At 56.4% G+C, this 17,634-nt stretch carries 15 protein-coding genes; 5 read left to right on the top strand and 10 right to left on the bottom strand.

Annotated features, from left to right (window positions below; genetic code table 11):
• The 4 genes from ubiC to malK all read right to left on the bottom strand — a co-directional run bounded on the left by ubiC (window position 1) and on the right by malK (window position 4,246).
• A complete protein-coding gene (gene ubiC / locus VPX56_RS01650) occupies window positions 1-498 on the bottom strand; it encodes a chorismate lyase (RefSeq protein ID WP_131635380.1) in 498 nt (165 codons plus the stop codon).
• A gap of 180 nt (window positions 499-678) precedes the next feature.
• Entirely contained in the window at window positions 679-1,626 is a 948-nt protein-coding gene (gene malM / locus VPX56_RS01645; protein ID WP_326469483.1) for a maltose operon protein MalM, read from the bottom strand.
• A 113-nt stretch (window positions 1,627-1,739) separates the two neighbouring features.
• Window positions 1,740-3,065 carry a maltoporin gene (locus VPX56_RS01640; protein ID WP_131635470.1) on the bottom strand — a complete coding sequence of 442 codons (1,326 nt, stop codon included), beginning with the start codon at window positions 3,063-3,065 and terminating at the stop codon, window positions 1,740-1,742.
• 71 nt (window positions 3,066-3,136) lie between these two features.
• Window positions 3,137-4,246, bottom strand: coding sequence for a maltose/maltodextrin ABC transporter ATP-binding protein MalK (malK, locus tag VPX56_RS01635; RefSeq protein ID WP_131635378.1), 1,110 nt, complete (start codon window positions 4,244-4,246; stop codon window positions 3,137-3,139).
• Between the two features lie 372 nt (window positions 4,247-4,618).
• Here malK and malE point away from each other — a divergent pair, with 372 nt between their 5' ends.
• From malE to malG, 3 genes are all read left to right on the top strand, one after another.
• Window positions 4,619-5,809 carry a maltose/maltodextrin ABC transporter substrate-binding protein MalE gene (malE, locus tag VPX56_RS01630; protein ID WP_263610734.1) on the top strand — a complete coding sequence of 397 codons (1,191 nt, stop codon included), beginning with the start codon at window positions 4,619-4,621 and terminating at the stop codon, window positions 5,807-5,809.
• Between the two features lie 125 nt (window positions 5,810-5,934).
• Window positions 5,935-7,479 carry a maltose ABC transporter permease MalF gene (malF, locus tag VPX56_RS01625; protein ID WP_326469480.1) on the top strand — a complete coding sequence of 515 codons (1,545 nt, stop codon included), beginning with the start codon at window positions 5,935-5,937 and terminating at the stop codon, window positions 7,477-7,479.
• A gap of 14 nt (window positions 7,480-7,493) precedes the next feature.
• Window positions 7,494-8,384 carry a maltose ABC transporter permease MalG gene (gene malG, locus VPX56_RS01620; protein WP_131635375.1) on the top strand — a complete coding sequence of 297 codons (891 nt, stop codon included), beginning with the start codon at window positions 7,494-7,496 and terminating at the stop codon, window positions 8,382-8,384.
• A 97-nt stretch (window positions 8,385-8,481) separates the two neighbouring features.
• Here the strand turns inward: malG and psiE are convergent, their stop codons facing one another.
• From psiE to pgi, 6 genes are all read right to left on the bottom strand, one after another.
• Entirely contained in the window at window positions 8,482-8,892 is a 411-nt protein-coding gene (gene psiE, locus VPX56_RS01615; protein WP_000202963.1) for a phosphate-starvation-inducible protein PsiE, read from the bottom strand.
• Between the two features lie 192 nt (window positions 8,893-9,084).
• Window positions 9,085-11,181, bottom strand: a complete 2,097-nt coding sequence (locus VPX56_RS01610; RefSeq protein WP_326469478.1) for a YjbH domain-containing protein — start codon at window positions 11,179-11,181, stop codon at window positions 9,085-9,087.
• Complete coding sequence (locus tag VPX56_RS01605; RefSeq protein ID WP_326469476.1) at window positions 11,181-11,918, bottom strand: capsule biosynthesis GfcC family protein; 738 nt, start codon at window positions 11,916-11,918, stop codon at window positions 11,181-11,183. The genes VPX56_RS01610 and VPX56_RS01605 overlap by 1 nt, the downstream gene beginning before the upstream one ends.
• Window positions 11,915-12,553, bottom strand: coding sequence for a YjbF family lipoprotein (locus VPX56_RS01600; protein ID WP_326469474.1), 639 nt, complete (start codon window positions 12,551-12,553; stop codon window positions 11,915-11,917). The genes VPX56_RS01605 and VPX56_RS01600 overlap by 4 nt, the downstream gene beginning before the upstream one ends.
• Window positions 12,554-12,616: 63 nt before the next feature.
• Window positions 12,617-12,859, bottom strand: a complete 243-nt coding sequence (gene yjbE, locus VPX56_RS01595; RefSeq protein ID WP_119937937.1) for an exopolysaccharide production protein YjbE — start codon at window positions 12,857-12,859, stop codon at window positions 12,617-12,619.
• A gap of 366 nt (window positions 12,860-13,225) precedes the next feature.
• The gene (gene pgi, locus VPX56_RS01590; RefSeq protein ID WP_263610739.1) at window positions 13,226-14,875 is read right to left on the bottom strand and encodes a glucose-6-phosphate isomerase; all 1,650 of its coding nucleotides are present in this window, start codon (window positions 14,873-14,875) and stop codon (window positions 13,226-13,228) included.
• A gap of 372 nt (window positions 14,876-15,247) precedes the next feature.
• Here pgi and lysC point away from each other — a divergent pair, with 372 nt between their 5' ends.
• A complete protein-coding gene (gene lysC, locus VPX56_RS01585) occupies window positions 15,248-16,597 on the top strand; it encodes a lysine-sensitive aspartokinase 3 (protein WP_326469471.1) in 1,350 nt (449 codons plus the stop codon).
• An 89-nt stretch (window positions 16,598-16,686) separates the two neighbouring features.
• Window positions 16,687-17,631 carry a ketopantoate/pantoate/pantothenate transporter PanS gene (gene panS, locus VPX56_RS01580; RefSeq protein WP_326469469.1) on the top strand — a complete coding sequence of 315 codons (945 nt, stop codon included), beginning with the start codon at window positions 16,687-16,689 and terminating at the stop codon, window positions 17,629-17,631.
• Window positions 17,632-17,634 lie beyond the last annotated feature (3 nt).

The following is a 17,634-nucleotide window of genomic DNA, read 5'->3' as shown; positions in this document are numbered from 1 at the left end:
TTAGTACAACGGCGATGCCGGCAAAAAAAGCTCCGTCAGTATTAACGGCTTGCCGCTCAGGCGCAGACGGGAACGACGCCCCCACAGATCGGCATCGCGGCCAATCTCAATAAAATCACGGGTAAGTTCAGACGACGTGAACAGGTAGCGCCCCAGCGGCGTTTTCCCGAGGCGCTGTAATGCGAGTTCGGGTCCGGACAGCGTAGACGCTGGCACAACCGTCCGCCCGGCGAGCCAGGGTTCACCGTCAGCACAGAGTAAAATCTCACGTAACCAGTAGCGTTCTTCTTGCGGCAGCAGCGGCAGCTCGCTGGCAATCTCATCAGAAGAGACAAAGCCCTCCCGAATCATCGTCACCGTGACCGTTTTGCCCTGTTGCTCAAAACGTTTAGTCATAGAATCTTCAAGAAGCAGCCAGTCCAGTTGCTCCGGGTCAAGCGCGGGTATTTGGTCAAAATAGCGCAGCGCACGCAGTTGCGTTAGCGCGGGGTGTGACATGCCAGACTCTCCGATACATAACGTAATGGCATTGTATCGCAGAAAAGCACATTGAGGGCGGCCAAACGTTATTTCTCGATCACTATCGCAACAACGGCGCAACAGCGCGGGGAATACCAAAAAAAGTGCGCCCACTCAGGCGCACCAAACTACTAACAAATCAGCACTGTGGGGAGACGGTCACCCCTTGCCTTTTACACTGCTGATAAAGGTGGAACGGGCAGTGGTTGAACCTAAACGTTCGGCTTCATCAAGCAGCTTCAGCGCTTTGTCGACGTCGCCGCTTTTCACTGCCTGCTTAATGGCGTTGTTAAAGTAAGTTTCGGTGTCGTTCAGCACCGGCTCGGATGGTTTCACCGGGGCTGCGGTGGCTGCAGGCGCAGCGGCCGTAGCTGCTGGAGCGGTGTAGGCAGGTGCAGCGGTATTGCCAACGGTCACAGGGCCTGCTCCAGAGGAGCCAAACAGCGGGCCAACCAGGACGCTGGACGCGCTGCTGGTTGAAACTTTCAGCTTCACAACGCCATCGGTGGTATGTCGGGCGATCGGATCGGGAATATCCGGTACCGCGTTACCTACCCCTTTGGCATAGGCTTTAGCCGGATCGAGAAGCGTCGTAGTTTGCTGTAAATCTTTCTCAGTAGTGAACACTAAAACGTAGAGTTTCTGCTGCCCCAGTGCAGGCGTCAGGCGCATCACCCCTTCAAGACGATCGGCACTCATCACACCAGGTTCCTGATATGAGAAGTATTCGCTTGGGAAGAATGCAGATGGCGTCATGTTTTGATCAAGTATCAGCACATTCGGTGCAAACACGCTGGTTTGTTTGTTTACTTCACTCGAAAGCGTCAGCGTCAGTTCGCCGATATTCGCAGGCACGCTGTAGGCCACAACCGGACCGCTGATGCCCGGGACATTCAGCGTTTGCCCGCCCGTTGAGAGCTGGGTAGTTTGCGCTTTAGACTGGTCGACAGGCGTCCAGACCAGCTGCTGCAGCGCCGCCGCCGGAATGGCTGGCGCAGACGTGGTGTTTTGCGGGACGAAATTCACATTGGCGAGCGTCACTGCAGGCGCGCTTGCCAGCAGCCCTGCGGATAAGCAAAGGGCAAGGAGAGTTTTGTTCATTTTCATTGTTATCACCTCAAAATGCACAGGTTCAGCGGTAGCCAGGCAATAGCGCGCCGTCCCAAGGATTGAGGGGCTTGCGCCCCTCAGTTTGGTCATTACGTCAGATTAAGACGGGATTACCACCAGATTTCCATCTGGGCGCCGAAGGACCACTCGTCGTTGTCGCCGCGGCTGTAGGTTGTTGCTTTGGTATCGCTTTTCGCGATGCCGTTGTCATAACCCCATTTCTCATCCCACTTAGCGTAGGTTGCAAACACGCGGATAGCCGGACGAGACCAGATGCTGTCGCCAGCCTGCCACTGTTGAGCAAGGGTGATTTTGTATTGGTTGTTGGTATCGTCAGTTTTCTGAGATTTGACGTTGTCGTAACCCACTTCCAGCAGGGTGCTCATGATTGGCGTCCATTTGTACATTGGGCGCACACCCACGGTGTACCAGGTGGTACCGTTGTTGTCGTCGCGATCGATATCCTGATACATACCGACATACATCAGATCCCAGCTGTCGCCAAGGGAGATTGCGCCGTGGTCAAGAATACGAACCAGAGAACCATTGTTGTTAATCTTGTTATCTACAACACCGATTTCAGTGTCTTTGTTATAGTCGTTGCCGGTGAAGGAACCCTGAGAAAGACCTTTACCCTGAGTGGTCATTGCATCGGTAGCATACTGGACAACAAACTTGTTGTAGCCTTTCAGCATGCTCTGGGTGTGTTCAGCGGTGAACATCCAGCCATCTTTGGATGCGCCGTCAGCGAAGCTATAACCGTCGGTTTTGTTAGCACGACCGTAGTCAGCACCCAGTTCCAGCGTGCCGCCTGGGTTGACTTCCATCTGCGCTAAACGCACGTCGAAGACGTCGTTCGCCGTGTCTTTGAAGTTATGATAGGTATTGTTGCTGGTGAAGATGTACGAACCGCCGGCTTCCTGAGAACGGGTAGCCGCCAGGGACAGTTTACCGAAGCCTACGTCGATGTTTTCCAGACCCGCACCAGGACCGGAAATATCCCAGTAGTAGAAGTCGATCATGTGGACGTCATGACGCTGATAGAAGCGCTTACCGGCCCAGATGGTGGAGCCTGGCAGCCATTCAATCAGGTTTTTACCCTGCACGTTGGCTTCACGGAACGCGGGGTCAGTGGCTTCCCAGTCGTTCTGCTGCGCAACGGAATACGCTACGTTGGTGTCGAAGTAGAAGCTCTTATCACCTTCTTTCCACACTTCCTGGCCCAGTTTCAATTCCGCATAGGTTTCACATTCGTTACCAAGACGGTATTTACTTTGGGCACCGGTTGCCTGGAAACACTGTTGTTCGCCGCCACTACCCGTCCAGCCGATACCAGAACGAGCATAACCGTGGAAATCCACAGCCAGTGCCTGAGCAGACATTACGCCCGCTGCGACGGCAACTGCCAGAGGAAGTTTGCGCAGAGTAATCATTATTCTATCTCCTGAGATCATTGCTTTTCTTTGAACACTTCACCTGTCGGCTTCGTGTCTTCTTTTGGGATTGCTTAAACGCCTGGCTCTTTGTGCAGCCGACGACATGCAGTGCCATCCTCACGGAACAGATGGCAACGCTCTGGCGGCAAGCCGATAGCGAATGTGGCACCCTCTTCTACCAACACCACATCATTCTGGCGGTAGACCAGGTTCTGACGGATGGCGGGGATCTGGATATGAATCTGTGTTTCGTGACCAAGCTGTTCGACGACCTGAACGACACCTTCCAGCGTCACATCCGCGATGTGGCTTGGGAGTAAATGTTCAGGGCGGATACCCAGGGACATATTTGCCCCGACCTGTACGTTGGCGCTGTCGACCGGGAGCCAGACCTGCTGGCGGTTTGGCAGCTCCACCTGTACCTGTTCAATGGCTGTCGCGGTCACTTTGACGGGCAGGAAGTTCATCTTCGGCGAGCCAATAAAGCCCGCAACAAAGCGATCTGCCGGGTAGTGATACAGCTCCAGCGGCTTACCTACCTGCGCAACGCGGCCCGCATCCAGCACCACGATTTTGTCGGCCAGCGTCATCGCTTCGACCTGATCGTGGGTGACGTAAATCATCGTGCGGCCAAGGCGTTTATGCAGACGGGAGATTTCGATGCGCATCTGAACGCGCAGGGCGGCGTCCAGGTTAGAAAGGGGTTCATCGAGCAGGAACACGCGCGGTTCCGCCACCAGCGTACGGCCAATTGCCACGCGCTGACGCTGACCGCCGGAGAGCGCTTTCGGTTTACGCTCCAGAAGGTGTGCCAGCTGCAATACTTCCGCCACCTGAGTGACGCGCTGGTTAATCACCTCTTTTTTCGCCCCCGCCAGCTTCAGGCCAAAGGACATGTTCTCAGCAACGGAGAGGTGGGGATAAAGTGCATAAGACTGGAACACCATGCCCACGCCGCGTTCGGCAGGTGGGATGTCGTTCATGCGGGTCTCACCAATAAACAAATCGCCGCTGGTGATCGTTTCAAGTCCGGCAATCATACGCAGCAGAGTAGATTTACCGCAGCCTGATGGGCCAACGAACACCACGAACTCACCTTCGTGGATATCCAGATTGATGTCTTTAGACACCACTACGTCGCCCCAGGCTTTCGTTACATTACGCAGCTGTACGCTCGCCATGCCCTTCTCCCTTCGTTACAACCTGTCACCGACAGAAACATTCAAGATAAGTTCACTATGGGGTATCCATTACTTCTGTGAATCCTCCACCCCCCGGCTTTTTGATGGGGGAGGAGATGGGAGGATGAGAGAGCAGGCTCTGCGACCGCGTCAGCAGGGCTGAGGCGAAATTCGTGAAGCCGCCTGCAAAATTCGGTGGGTTTTTATGTGCGCCAGCACTCATAACTTAAATTTATGCAACACAGATCACACAAACGGGGGGTGGGGCGTAGGGCTCAGGAGGATGGAAAGAGGATGTCAAATAAGGAGACTGAGTCACGTTGAACCACCTCAGTGTATCCACGAGCACATCACCAAAAAAGGATGGCAGATATGAAGATCAAGACTGGCGCACGCGTTTTCGCATTGTCCGCCCTGGCAGCAATGATGATTTCCGCACCGGCTCTCGCCAAAATTGAAGAAGGTAAGCTGGTTATCTGGATTAACGGCGACAAAGGCTATAACGGCCTGGCCGAAGTGGGTAAAAAATTCGAGAAAGACACCGGTATTAAAGTCACCGTAGAACACCCGGACAAGCTGGAAGAGAAATTTCCGCAGGTAGCCGCAACGGGCGACGGTCCGGACATTATCTTCTGGGCGCATGACCGTTTCGGCGGCTACGCGCAGTCTGGCCTGCTGGCTGAGGTCTCACCTGATAAAGCCTTCCAGGACAAGCTGTTCCCGTTCACCTGGGACGCCGTTCGCTATAACGGCAAGCTGATCGCTTATCCAATCGCGGTTGAAGCCCTTTCCCTGATTTACAACAAAGACCTGGTGCCAAACCCGCCGAAGACCTGGGAAGAGATCCCGAAACTGGATAAAGAGCTGAAGGCGAAAGGTAAATCCGCCCTGATGTTCAACCTGCAAGAGCCGTACTTCACCTGGCCACTGATTGCCGCCGACGGCGGTTACGCGTTCAAGTTTGAAAACGGCAAGTATGACGTGAAAGACGTGGGCGTGGACAACGCTGGCGCGAAAGCGGGCCTGACCTTCCTGGTTGACCTGATTAAGAACAAACACATGAACGCGGATACCGACTACTCCATCGCGGAAGCGGCGTTCAACAAGGGCGAAACCGCGATGACCATCAACGGTCCGTGGGCCTGGACCAACATCGACAAGAGCAAAATCAACTACGGCGTGACCCTGCTGCCAACCTTCAACGGCAAGCCGTCTAAACCGTTCGTGGGCGTGCTGAGCGCGGGCATCAACGCCGCCAGCCCGAACAAAGAGCTGGCGAAAGAGTTCCTGGAAAACTACCTGCTGACCGATCAGGGTCTGGAGGAAGTGAACAAGGACAAACCGCTGGGTGCCGTTGCGCTGAAATCCTTCCAGGATCAGCTGGCGAAAGATCCACGCATCGCGGCCACCATGGATAACGCCCAGAAAGGCGAAATCATGCCGAACATCCCACAGATGGCCGCGTTCTGGTACGCCACCCGTACTGCGGTTATCAACGCTGCAAGCGGTCGCCAGACTGTTGATGCCGCGCTGAAAGATGCTCAGGGTCGTATTACTAAGTAATGACGTAGTTCCCTCTCCCTTTGGGAGAGGGTTAGGGTGAGGGTTGTCGCTATCGGCACGCCCTCACCCCGGCCCTCTCCCCCAGGAGAGGGAGAAAAGATCAAACGTTGTAGAGGAAGAACCCCATGGATGTCATTAAAAAGAAACGCTGGTGGCAAAGCGACGCGCTGAAGTGGTCGGCGATAGGTCTGCTGTGTCTGCTGGTGGGTTACCTTGTTGTTTTAATGTACGTACAAGGGGAATATCTGTTCGCCATCATGACGCTGATCTTAAGCTCTGCTGGCCTGTATATTTTCGCCAACCGTAAAGCCTATGCCTGGCGCTATGTCTACCCGGGCGTGGCCGGGATGGGGCTGTTTGTCCTGTTCCCGCTGATTTGTACCATCGCCATTGCCTTCACCAACTACAGCAGCACCAACCAGCTCGCACAGGAGCGCGCCACTCAGGTGCTTCTGGACCGCTCTTATCAGGCGGGTAAAACCTTTAACTTTGGCCTGTACCCTGCGGGTGACGAGTGGAAGTTAGCGCTCACTGACGGTGAGAGCGGCAAAAACTTCATTTCCGACGCGTTCAAATTTGGTGGCGAGCAAAAGCTGTCCTTAAAAGAGGCTGCGGCCCTGCCGGAAGGTGAACGTGCCAACCTGCGCGTTATTACCCAGAACCGTCAGGCGCTGACCCAGCTCACCGCCGTGCTGCCAGACGAAAGCAAAGTGACCATGAGCTCGCTGCGCCAGTTCTCCGGCACGCAGCCGCTGTACACACTCGCAGATGACGGCACCCTGACCAACAACCAGAGCGGCGTGAAGTACCGTCCGAACAACGATATCGGTTTCTATCAGTCGGTGAACGCAGACGGCAAATGGGGTGATGACAAGCTCAGCCCTGGCTACACCGTCACCATCGGCTGGGACAACTTTACCCGCGTGTTTACCGACGAAGGCATTCAGAAACCGTTCTTCGCCATCTTCGTCTGGACGGTGGTCTTCTCGGTGCTGACGGTGATCCTGACCGTTGCCGTGGGCATGGTGCTGGCCTGTCTGGTCCAGTGGGAATCCCTCAAGGGCAAAGCGATTTACCGCGTGCTGCTGATTCTGCCGTACGCCGTACCGTCGTTTATCTCGATTCTGATTTTCAAAGGGCTGTTCAACCAGAGCTTCGGTGAAATCAACATGATGCTGAGCGCGCTGTTCGGCATCAAACCGGCCTGGTTCAGCGACCCGACCACCGCCCGCTCGATGATTATCATTGTGAATACCTGGCTGGGCTATCCGTACATGATGATCCTGTGCATGGGCCTGCTGAAGGCTATCCCGGACGATCTGTACGAAGCCTCGGCGATGGACGGCGCGGGTCCGTTCCAGAACTTCTTCAAGATTACGCTGCCGCTGCTCATTAAGCCGCTTACGCCGCTGATGATTGCCAGCTTCGCCTTTAACTTTAACAACTTCGTGCTGATCCAGCTGTTGACCAACGGCGGCCCGGACCGACTCGGTACGACTACGCCAGCAGGCTATACCGACCTGCTCGTGAGCTACACCTACCGCATCGCCTTCGAGGGCGGCGGCGGTCAGGACTTCGGCCTGGCAGCGGCCATTGCCACCCTGATCTTCCTGCTGGTTGGCGCTCTGGCGATTGTGAACCTGAAAGCCACACGAATGAAATTTGACTAAGGAGGGCACTGATTATGTCTATGGTCCAACCCAAATCACAGAAGCTGCGCCTCTTCGCAACGCACCTGGGGCTGCTGATGTTTATCGCGGCGATCATGTTCCCGCTGCTGATGGTTATCGCCATCTCCCTGCGCTCGGGTAACTTCGCGACCGGGAGCCTGATCCCGGACGAAATCTCCTGGGAGCACTGGAAGCTCGCGCTGGGCTTCAGCGTTGAACACGCCGATGGCCGCGTCACGCCGCCGCCGTTCCCGGTGCTGCTGTGGCTGTGGAACTCGGTGAAAATCGCCGGGATCACCGCGATTGGCATCGTGACGCTCTCCACCACCTGTGCTTACGCTTTCGCCCGTATGCGCTTCCCGGGCAAGGCCGCACTCCTGAAAGGGATGCTGATTTTCCAGATGTTCCCGGCGGTGCTGTCGCTGGTGGCACTGTATGCCCTGTTTGATCGTCTGGGCCAGTACGTGCCGTTCATCGGGCTGAACACCCACGGCGGCGTGATCTTCGCCTACCTTGGCGGCATCGCACTGCATGTATGGACCATCAAGGGCTATTTCGAAACCATCGACGGCTCGCTGGAAGAAGCGGCCGCGCTGGATGGCGCAACCCCGTGGCAGGCGTTCCGCCTGGTGCTGCTGCCGCTGTCGGTGCCGATTCTGGCGGTGGTGTTTATTCTGTCGTTTATCGCTGCCATCACCGAAGTACCGGTTGCCTCACTGTTACTGCGTGACGTGAACAGCTACACCCTGGCCGTCGGTATGCAGCAATACCTCAACCCGCAAAACTACCTGTGGGGCGACTTTGCCGCGGCGGCCGTACTCTCCGCCATCCCGATTACCGTAGTGTTCCTGCTGGCCCAGCGCTGGCTGGTCAACGGCCTGACGGCGGGCGGTGTGAAAGGTTAAGTTTCATCGTGTTATGCCACTGCAACCCTCAACTTTAGACGTATTGTATTGACCCATCTTGTGACTGTTGTTTGGCGCTCCCCGGAGCGCCCTTTTTTTATTCGCGCTTCAGCCGCTTCGAGTTGCACAGCCAGAGGGTGATCACCAGCAGCAGGATCGCCGCCGAGTAGATCAGCACGTCGAGCGGGGACTTATGATCGACGATGATCAGCCGCACTATCGCGGTGATGCCAATGTAGACAAAATAGCGCAGCGGGAAGTGAAAGCCGGACTGAAAGTACTTCACAATCAGGGCGATAAATTCAAAGTAGAGGAAGTAGACCACCAGCCCTTCAACCAGCGCGTATTTGCTGGTTTGCTCGGGGGCGAACAGCACATCCGCCAGATGCACCGTCTCTTTTCCAAGAAAGACGACCAGTATCAGGCCAAGGCTCAGCAGACCGAGGTTAAGCACGGTCTGGAGGATCGTTGAGATAAACTCAACGCGCGGGCGAGTCAGGGATGTCATACAGCACCTCATTCTCCAGGGCGAGGTTCCTGTATAACGCAAAAATGTGACGGGGATCTATATTTTTTGTTTATGTTTGGCGCAATCGAGAGGATTCCCCTCACCCCGGCCCTCTCCCCAAAGGGGCGAGGGGGAAAGATAGCGCCGAGCGATCCCCTCTCCCCTTTGGGGAGAGGGTTAGGGTGAGGGGCATCAGCGGAAGTTAATGTTCTTATCGCTGGTCATGTCATACAGCTGGAACTTACGTCCAAGCTGCTGGCCGCCGTCGCGCGTCAGCGGCGTCCAGCCAATCGCCGCACGGCTGCGGGTTGCGCCTGACGAGAACAGATCCAGCGGAATCGACACGTATACGCCCTTGGTGAAGTCCCCTTCCCCGTACTCGTCCGGCGAAACGTTGGTGATGGTGGCGTAGCCGCCCACCACCACGCCGCTGTCGAAGTGTTTGGAGATATCCAGCGTGCCGCCCTTATCGCCTGCCAGGTACTGGCCGACGCTGGCTTTCACCAGCACGTCCTGCGCGAACGATGGCGTCCAGTAGGCGGTCAGGTGGCCGGTTTTGACGCTGTAATCGGTGAATTTCATCATGTCCTGCGCGCTGCGCCAGTCACGCTGTTTCACGTAGTTGGCGTCAATCCCAAACGCCCAGTTGCTGTCGACAGGGCGGTAAAGCACCTCCGCACCCGCGCCGCCGTACATGGTCTCCAGATAGCCACCGTACGCCTGGCCGTAGAAACCGTTGCCGAAGTACTGGAAGTAGTTGGCCTGCAGGTTATTCACGTAGGCGTTGTTCTGCACGTATTCACGCACGCGGGTACGCACGCGCGGCAGCTTCGAGTCGTTCGGCGGGTTGGTGTAGTTAAATTTGTCGTAGTTGTTGGCGACGTTGCCGAACAGGCTGCCGGTGGTCAGCAGGTGGTCGGTGACCCACAGATCCGCCGTCGCCATCACGCCCAGCTGATACATGTAGAAGTTTTCCGGACCGCCGACGGACTGGTTCAGCACCGGATCGATGTGGAAATCGAAGCGCGATTTGTCGATATACCAGCCCTGCTCGGTAGAGTCCGGCACCACGGGCTCAATCCGTTTTTGCACCAGCTCGGTTTCATGCCCGAGCGGTTCACCTTCCAGGTGGCGCTTGAGGCTGGCGACGTCCGTTTCGGTGGTGACTTGCGGCAGGTTGAGGCGGTTCTCCGTCACGCGGATCGTGCGGATCCCCTCCGGCAGATCGTTCATCACGATCCGGTTAGCGCGCTCGATCCCTTCGCGGGAGTCGCGGTATTTCACCTGCTCGCCGGTGACGTACAGCGTATCGCCCTTGGTCTGAATTTTCGGATCGGCAAGGCCCGCGTTGTATTTCAGCAGCGTCAGCTGATTCGCCACCACGGAGTGCTGGATGATCGCATCCTGCGGCTCCGGCTGGTATTTTGGCCGCGCGTTGTCGTTATAGTGCGGACGCATGTCGTTGAAGTTGGTGCGCAGCGTGAAGCCAAACATCACGGTATTGCCGCGCTCGTAGCTGAGGTTAACGTCGGCCCAATCGGTGACGCGGTAAATGGCGCCGACGTTAAACTTGCTCTTCTGCTCAATCTTACCGGCGAAGTCCTGCGAGTAGTCGTTGCCTTCATACTCCAGCTTCAGGCGCAGCGGCTGCCACGGGGTCTGATACTCCACGCCGCCAAACAGCGAGGCGGGGCCGTGGAACATCTGGTCGCCGTTGATGGAACCGGCTTTCTGGTAGCTGTTATCGCGATAGCAATATTTGTCGCTGTAGGAGCAGAACGGGTTTTTCACGTTACCGCTGGTGCCGAGATAGCCCCATCCCAGGCCGAGCGAGAAGTCAAACGGTCCCCAGGCTTTGCTGGCCACGATATATTCCGCGTCAAACAGGCCGGTCCCGCCGATATCCTTCGCCCCGACGGACACCTGCGGCATCCAGTAGCTCTCTTCCCACAGGCGCAGCTTAAGATCGAAGGCTTTATCTTTGTAGGTCTGGTCGCCGGAGAAGGCGTCGACGCTGCTGTACGCTTTGGTACGCACGTCGGTATAGCGCAGCGTGGTTTCAAGCCACGGGAACAGCTGAACGGAGGCGGAGTAGTAGCGGTACTGATCGTTGTCGCGATAGTTAAGGCTCAACTCCCCTTCCCGCGCCATGCGCGCGGTGGGCGTTTGCAGTAAACCGACGCCGCCAAAGTCTGACTGAGACGGGCCAATGGGTGCCGGATAGGTTTCTGCGTGGCAGGCAGCGCTGACGCACAGCGCCAGCATGCTGTAGAGATAGGTTCTTTTCATTAATCCGGTATCCGCTGTATCAGGGAGAGAAGGATATCGGCGTTAAGCCCGTCATATGCCTTCGTCCAGAAATGGTCGGCAAAACCGACAAAAATGATGCTGCCAGGCATGGGTTCGATATGGCGTTTATTCCAGTACGCTACCGGTGCTTTTTGCGTACGCCCGTCAGGATAAACCACCCAGGCGTAGCTGTTATCCGCCCCGCTCAGCAGGCTCTGTTCGTCGAGATAGCTCGCCACATCGCGGCCGGGCGTGAAGGACTTTTTACCCGGACTGCTGATAAGCCCCATCACGGTAACGGTAGCGGGCCGGGCGGGAAGCCAGAGCGTGTAGTCGCCTTCCAGAGACGGATTGCCATTTTCCGCCACGCGGACATCGTCCGGGTCCAGATTCACCTTCTGACGCCCTGTCACTTTCACTGCCTGAAGCTGCTGGCGAACGCTGTTAATGGCCGCCGCATCGTCGCCGTCTTCCTGCGCGGCTAACCCCGTCAGCCGGGCGAGCAGCGCCTTATGTTTTTGTTCTGCCGCCACCGTTGACTGGCGCTCACTGATAACCGCTCCCGGCCACCAGCTGTTAGCCAGCCGTGGCTGGCCGACAAGATCGAGCAGGTGCCCGGCATTGGTCAGGGTTTTCGGTTTTTCATCGTCCGGCGTGTAGACCTTTACCGTCCCTGCAGACCACGCCAGCGGCGCGGTAAGGCTGGCAAGAAGCGCAACGTGGATGAGCGTTTTCATGATTTCGCCGCCTTGATCAGGGTGGTTTTCACCGGGAAGAAACCAGCGCCGAGATACTGCAGGGACTGGCGGATCTGCCCTTCCTCGTCGATCCAATAGCGGTTATGCCAGGTCGCCTGGTCGGTGACGATCTCTTCATCCAGCACCCGAACCTGAGTTTCATCGCTGCCTACGCTGACGCTGTCGGTGCCGTCCCAGCGGAACGTGGAACGCGCCGTGGCGTAGCGCACCTGCTTGTGCTCTGTCCAGCCCAGGGTGCGCGTCCAGCTTGCGCCGTCGGTAATTTGATTCGGTTTGATAAGCGGGTCTTCGGCGAGGTTGTTTACCTCAAGCAGGTTGTCACCGCCGAGCAGGGTTTTCACAATGCGGCCATGCTGCGTCACGATGGTGGCCTGATCCTGCGTCACCCATTTCTGCTGCCCGTTTTCGTCGAAAGCGAGCACCACAAACAGCTGCGGGCCATCGTTGAGCTGCATGTACTGGCTGGCATACGGCATGTTCTGCAGTTCGTCATCGGTCAGGTGTACGCCCGGCGTGCCGAACAGGCTGTCCCACAGTGAGTTTCCCAGCCCTTTAGTGGTGGCTGAGCACGCCTGCAGCAGCAGGCAAATCAGGATGATTGCAGGTCGCTTCACGACTCTTCTCCGAAGGGGCGAAATAACCACACCGAAGTGTGGTTATGATTAAAACACCCGGTATTACTGGGTGCTGGTCGTCGTAGTGGTCGTGGTTCCGGTATTGGAGCCATCACCGCCACCGGTTGCCGCCAGCGCGACACCCACGGCTGAGCTTACGGTGCTGGTGCTGGCTGCGGTAGAACTCCCCGCAGACGCAGACGTAGCCGCCGAACCTGCCGCTTCTCCGACCTGAACCGGAGCTGCATAGACAGACGACGCCGCAAGCGCAGATATGGCAAAAATGCCATACAGTACTTTCTTCATAACAATTTCCCTTCAATGAATGAATGGAGATTTGCCCAAAAAGAATTTCAGGCGGAATCGAGTATACACAACTAAAGCAGCGGGATTGCCGTGCGGAGAAATAGAGGAAGGGTTTTCAGACTATTGGATAAAATTGAAATATAAGAATAATTAAATAAATATATAACCAATTAAAATCAACAAGATAAAATTAAATGGCAATAAGAGGCTTATCCGTATATTCCTAAAATAAACCGCAGTGATTAACGGGTTAAGCGCCTTTTTCAGATAAAACTCATAACCGGAATTTGAGTTAACTAACAGACATCAGGAATTATCCGATAAAAAAATGCCGGCATATCGCCGGCATTTTTCATGACATATTAATTACGCACGCCATGCTTTATAGCGGTTAATCAAACCGTTCGTCGAGCTGTCGTGGCTGTCGATCGCCTTATCATCACCCAGCTCTGGCAGAATGCGGTTTGCCAGCTGTTTGCCCAGCTCAACGCCCCACTGGTCAAAGGTGAAGATGTTCAGGATAGCGCCCTGAGTGAAGATCTTGTGCTCATAAAGGGCAATCAGCGCACCCAGGCTGAACGGCGTGATTTCACGCAGCAGGATGGAGTTGGTTGGACGGTTGCCTTCGAACACTTTGAACGGCACAACGTGGTCCAGCGTGGCCGGATCTTTACCTTGGTCGCGGTATTCCTGCTCAACTACCTCGCGAGATTTACCGAACGCCAGCGCTTCTGTCTGGGCGAAGAAGTTAGACAGCAGCTTCGGATGGTGATCGGACAGGGCGTTGTGCGTGATAGCCGGGGCGATGAAATCGCACGGTACCATTTTGGTACCCTGGTGGATCAGCTGGTAGAACGCGTGCTGGCCGTTGGTGCCCGGCTCGCCCCAGATGATTGGGCCGGTCTGGTAGTCCACGGCGTTGCCGTTACGGTCAACGTATTTACCGTTAGATTCCATGTTGCCCTGCTGGAAGTAGGCAGCAAAGCGATGCATGTACTGGTCGTACGGCAGAATTGCTTCGGTTTCAGCGCCGAAGAAGTTGTTGTACCAGATACCGATCAGGGCCAGCAGCACCGGCAGGTTTTTCTCAGGTGCGGTGGAGGAGAAGTGTTTATCCATCGCGTGCGCGCCGGAAAGCAGCTCAACGAAGTTGTCGAAGCCCACGGAGAGGATGATGGACAGGCCAATCGCAGACCACAGTGAGTAGCGGCCGCCAACCCAGTCCCAGAACTCAAACATGTTCGCGGTGTCGATGCCGAACTCGCCCACCGCTTTACCGTTGGTGGACAGGGCCGCGAAGTGCTTCGCCACGTGCTTGTTGTCGCCAGCCGTTTTCAGGAACCAGTCGCGCGCGCTGTGGGCGTTGGTCATGGTTTCCTGGGTGGTGAAGGTTTTGGACGCGACCAGGAACAGGGTGGTTTCCGGGTTCACTTTTTTCAGCACTTCGGCAATGTGGGTACCATCGACGTTAGACACAAAGTGCATGTTCAGGTGGTTTTTGTACGGGCGCAGCGCTTCGGTCACCATGAACGGGCCGAGGTCAGAGCCGCCGATACCGATGTTTACCACGTCGGTGATCGCTTTGCCGGTATAGCCTTTCCAGCTCCCGGAGATGATCGCCTCAGAGAAGGTTTTCATCTTTTCCAGCACCGCGTTCACTTCCGGCATCACGTCTTTGCCGTCAACGATAATTGGGGTATTGCTACGGTTACGCAGCGCGACGTGCAGTACGGCGCGGTCTTCGGTGCGGTTGATCTTCTCACCGGAGAACATGGATTTGATGGCGTCGGCCAGCTCGGTCTCTTTCGCCAGATCCTGCAGTTTTGCCAGCGTCTCTTCGGTAATGCGGTTTTTGGAGAAATCCACCAGCATCAGGTCATCGAAGGTCGCGGAGAATTTAGCGAAACGATCGGCATCTTTCGCGAACAGGTCCGCGATGGTGACGTCTTTCATTTCATCAAAATGTTTCTGTAGTGCCTGCCAGGCGGCGGTCTGCGTTGGGTTGATGTTTTTCATTAGCAATACTCTTCTGTTGAGAATTGTGACTGCGGTCGATTGTAGCGCCTGCAAATAAAAATTGTGATGGTTTTTATGCCATTGCCCTGGCCTGCATCAAACGCAGGTGAAAAGACCCGAAAAGTATAGCTGCTGACGTGGCCTCCTGCGGCGGCGAAATGTGGGTCAAAACAGGCTTAAAAGGAGCATAAAATATGGGCCTGTTATAAGTCCTGTTTCTCAGGGGTACCCCCCCATGAAAAATCCGCATAATCCCAGCATTGACAGGACCTCCCCCACATTTTATTTATAGGGCCGTATTTTGCGCCTGCACCTGTTCTCGCTTCACTCTTGTGCCATGGTCGCTTATTCATTCCCTGACACGAGGTTGTTATGACGAGTTTTGTGGTCGCCAAGTTTGGCGGCACCAGTGTGGCAGACTACGATGCCATGAACCGCAGCGCCGATGTGGTGCTGGCCGATCCGAATACCCGCCTGGTGGTGCTGTCTGCATCCGCTGGCGTGACGAACCTGCTGGTTTCTCTGTCTGAAGGACTGGAAGCGACAGAACGTTTCGTAAAGCTGGACGCACTGCGCAAAATTCAGTTCGACATCCTTGAGCGTCTGCAAAACCCGAACGTGATCCGTGAGGAAGTGGAACGCCTGCTGGAAAATATCACCACCCTCGCAGAAGCCGCTTCGCTGGCGACCTCCACCGCCCTGACCGACGAGCTGGTCAGCCACGGCGAGCTGATGTCGACCCTGCTGTTTGTCGAGATCATGCGCGAGCGCAATATTCAGGCGCAGTGGTTTGACGTACGCAAAGTGATGCGCACCAGCGACCGCTTTGGCCGCGCCGAGCCGGACGTGGAAGCGCTGGCCGAGCTGACCAACCAGCAGCTGGTGCCGCGCCTGGAAGAAGGCATCGTGATCACCCAGGGCTTTATCGGCAGCGAAGCCAAAGGACGCACAACGACGCTGGGCCGTGGCGGCAGCGATTACACCGCTGCGCTGTTGGGCGAAGCCCTGCACGCCACACGCGTGGATATCTGGACGGACGTGCCGGGCATCTACACCACCGACCCGCGCGTGGTGTCTGCGGCAAAACGTATTGACGTAATCGCCTTCGAAGAAGCGGCTGAAATGGCTACCTTCGGCGCCAAAGTGCTGCACCCGGCCACGCTGCTGCCAGCGGTACGCAGCGACATTCCGGTGTTCGTCGGCTCCAGTAAAGATCCGAAAGCGGGCGGGACGCTGGTCTGCAAGAAAACCGAGAATCCGCCGCTGTTCCGCGCGCTGGCCCTGCGCCGCAAGCAGACGCTGGTGACGCTGCACAGCCATAATATGCTGCACTCTCGCGGCTTCCTGGCGGAAGTGTTTGGCATTCTGGCGCGCCACAATATCTCCGTAGATCTGATCACCACGTCGGAAGTGAGCATTGCGCTGACGCTGGATACGACCGGCTCTACCTCCACCGGCGATACCCTGCTGACGCAGTCGCTGCTGATTGAGCTGTCCGAACTGTGCCGCGTTGAGGTGGAAGAAGATCTGGCGCTGGTCGCCATTATCGGCAACAAGCTGTCGCGCGCCTGCGGCGTGGGTAAAGAGGTGTTCGGCGTGCTCGACCCGTTCAGCATCCGCATGATTTGCTACGGCGCGTCCAGCTACAACCTCTGCTTCCTGGTCCCTGCCGATCAGGCCGAGAAGGTCGTGCAGAAACTTCATCAGAATTTGTTTGAATAAAATTCGTTAGCACGATAAACAATACCTATAAGCCGGGCACAGACCCGGCTTTTTCATAACTAAACACAACACAATCGCAAGGAATACCTATGTTATCCGCCATCACCCGGCTGTTCCCGCTATGGGCGCTGCTGCTCTCCGTACTCGCATATTACACCCCCACCACCTTCACCAGCATCGGGCCGTGGGTCACCACGCTGCTGATGCTGATCATGCTCGGCATGGGCGTACACCTGAAGATCGACGACTTTAAACGCGTGCTGTCTCGCCCTGCGCCCGTCGCGGCAGGGATTTTTCTGCACTATCTGGTGATGCCGCTCGCGGCGTGGCTGCTGGCGATGGCCTTTAAGATGCCGCCGGATCTCTCCGCCGGGATGGTGCTGGTGGGCAGCGTCGCCAGCGGCACCGCGTCCAACGTCATGATCTACCTGGCAAAAGGCGACGTGGCGCTCTCCGTCACCATCTCGTCCGTTTCCACGCTGGTGGGCGTGGTTGCCACGCCGCTGTTAACCCGCCTGTACGTCGATGCGCATATCCAGGTGGACGTGATGGGCATGCTGCTGAGCATTCTGCAAATCGTGGTGATCCCGATTGCGCTGGGGCTCGTGATCCATCACCTGTTCCCGCGCGTGGTGAAGGCCATTGAGCCTTACCTGCCGGCGTTTTCGATGGTCTGTATTCTGGCAATCATCAGCGCCGTGGTGGCCGGTTCTGCATCGCACATTGCCTCCGTGGGCTTTGTCGTCATCATCGCGGTGGTGCTGCATAACACCATCGGCCTGCTGGGCGGCTACTGGGGCGGGAAGCTGTTTGGCTTTGACGAATCAACCTGCCGCACGCTGGCGATTGAGGTGGGCATGCAGAACTCCGGCCTGGCGGCGGCGCTGGGTAAAATCTACTTCTCCCCGCTGGCGGCCCTGCCTGGCGCGCTGTTCTCCGTCTGGCATAACCTGTCCGGCTCGCTGCTGGCAGGCTACTGGTCCGGCAAACCGATTGATGAGCAAGCGAAAAAAGATGCGGTGAAGCAGGGTTAATTT

It is taken from the genome of Enterobacter wuhouensis (genome assembly GCF_035835995.1).
Taxonomy (GTDB): domain Bacteria; phylum Pseudomonadota; class Gammaproteobacteria; order Enterobacterales; family Enterobacteriaceae; genus Enterobacter; species Enterobacter wuhouensis.
The sequence above is the reverse complement of the archived record's forward strand: the minus strand, read 5'-3'. Positions and strand labels throughout refer to the sequence as shown.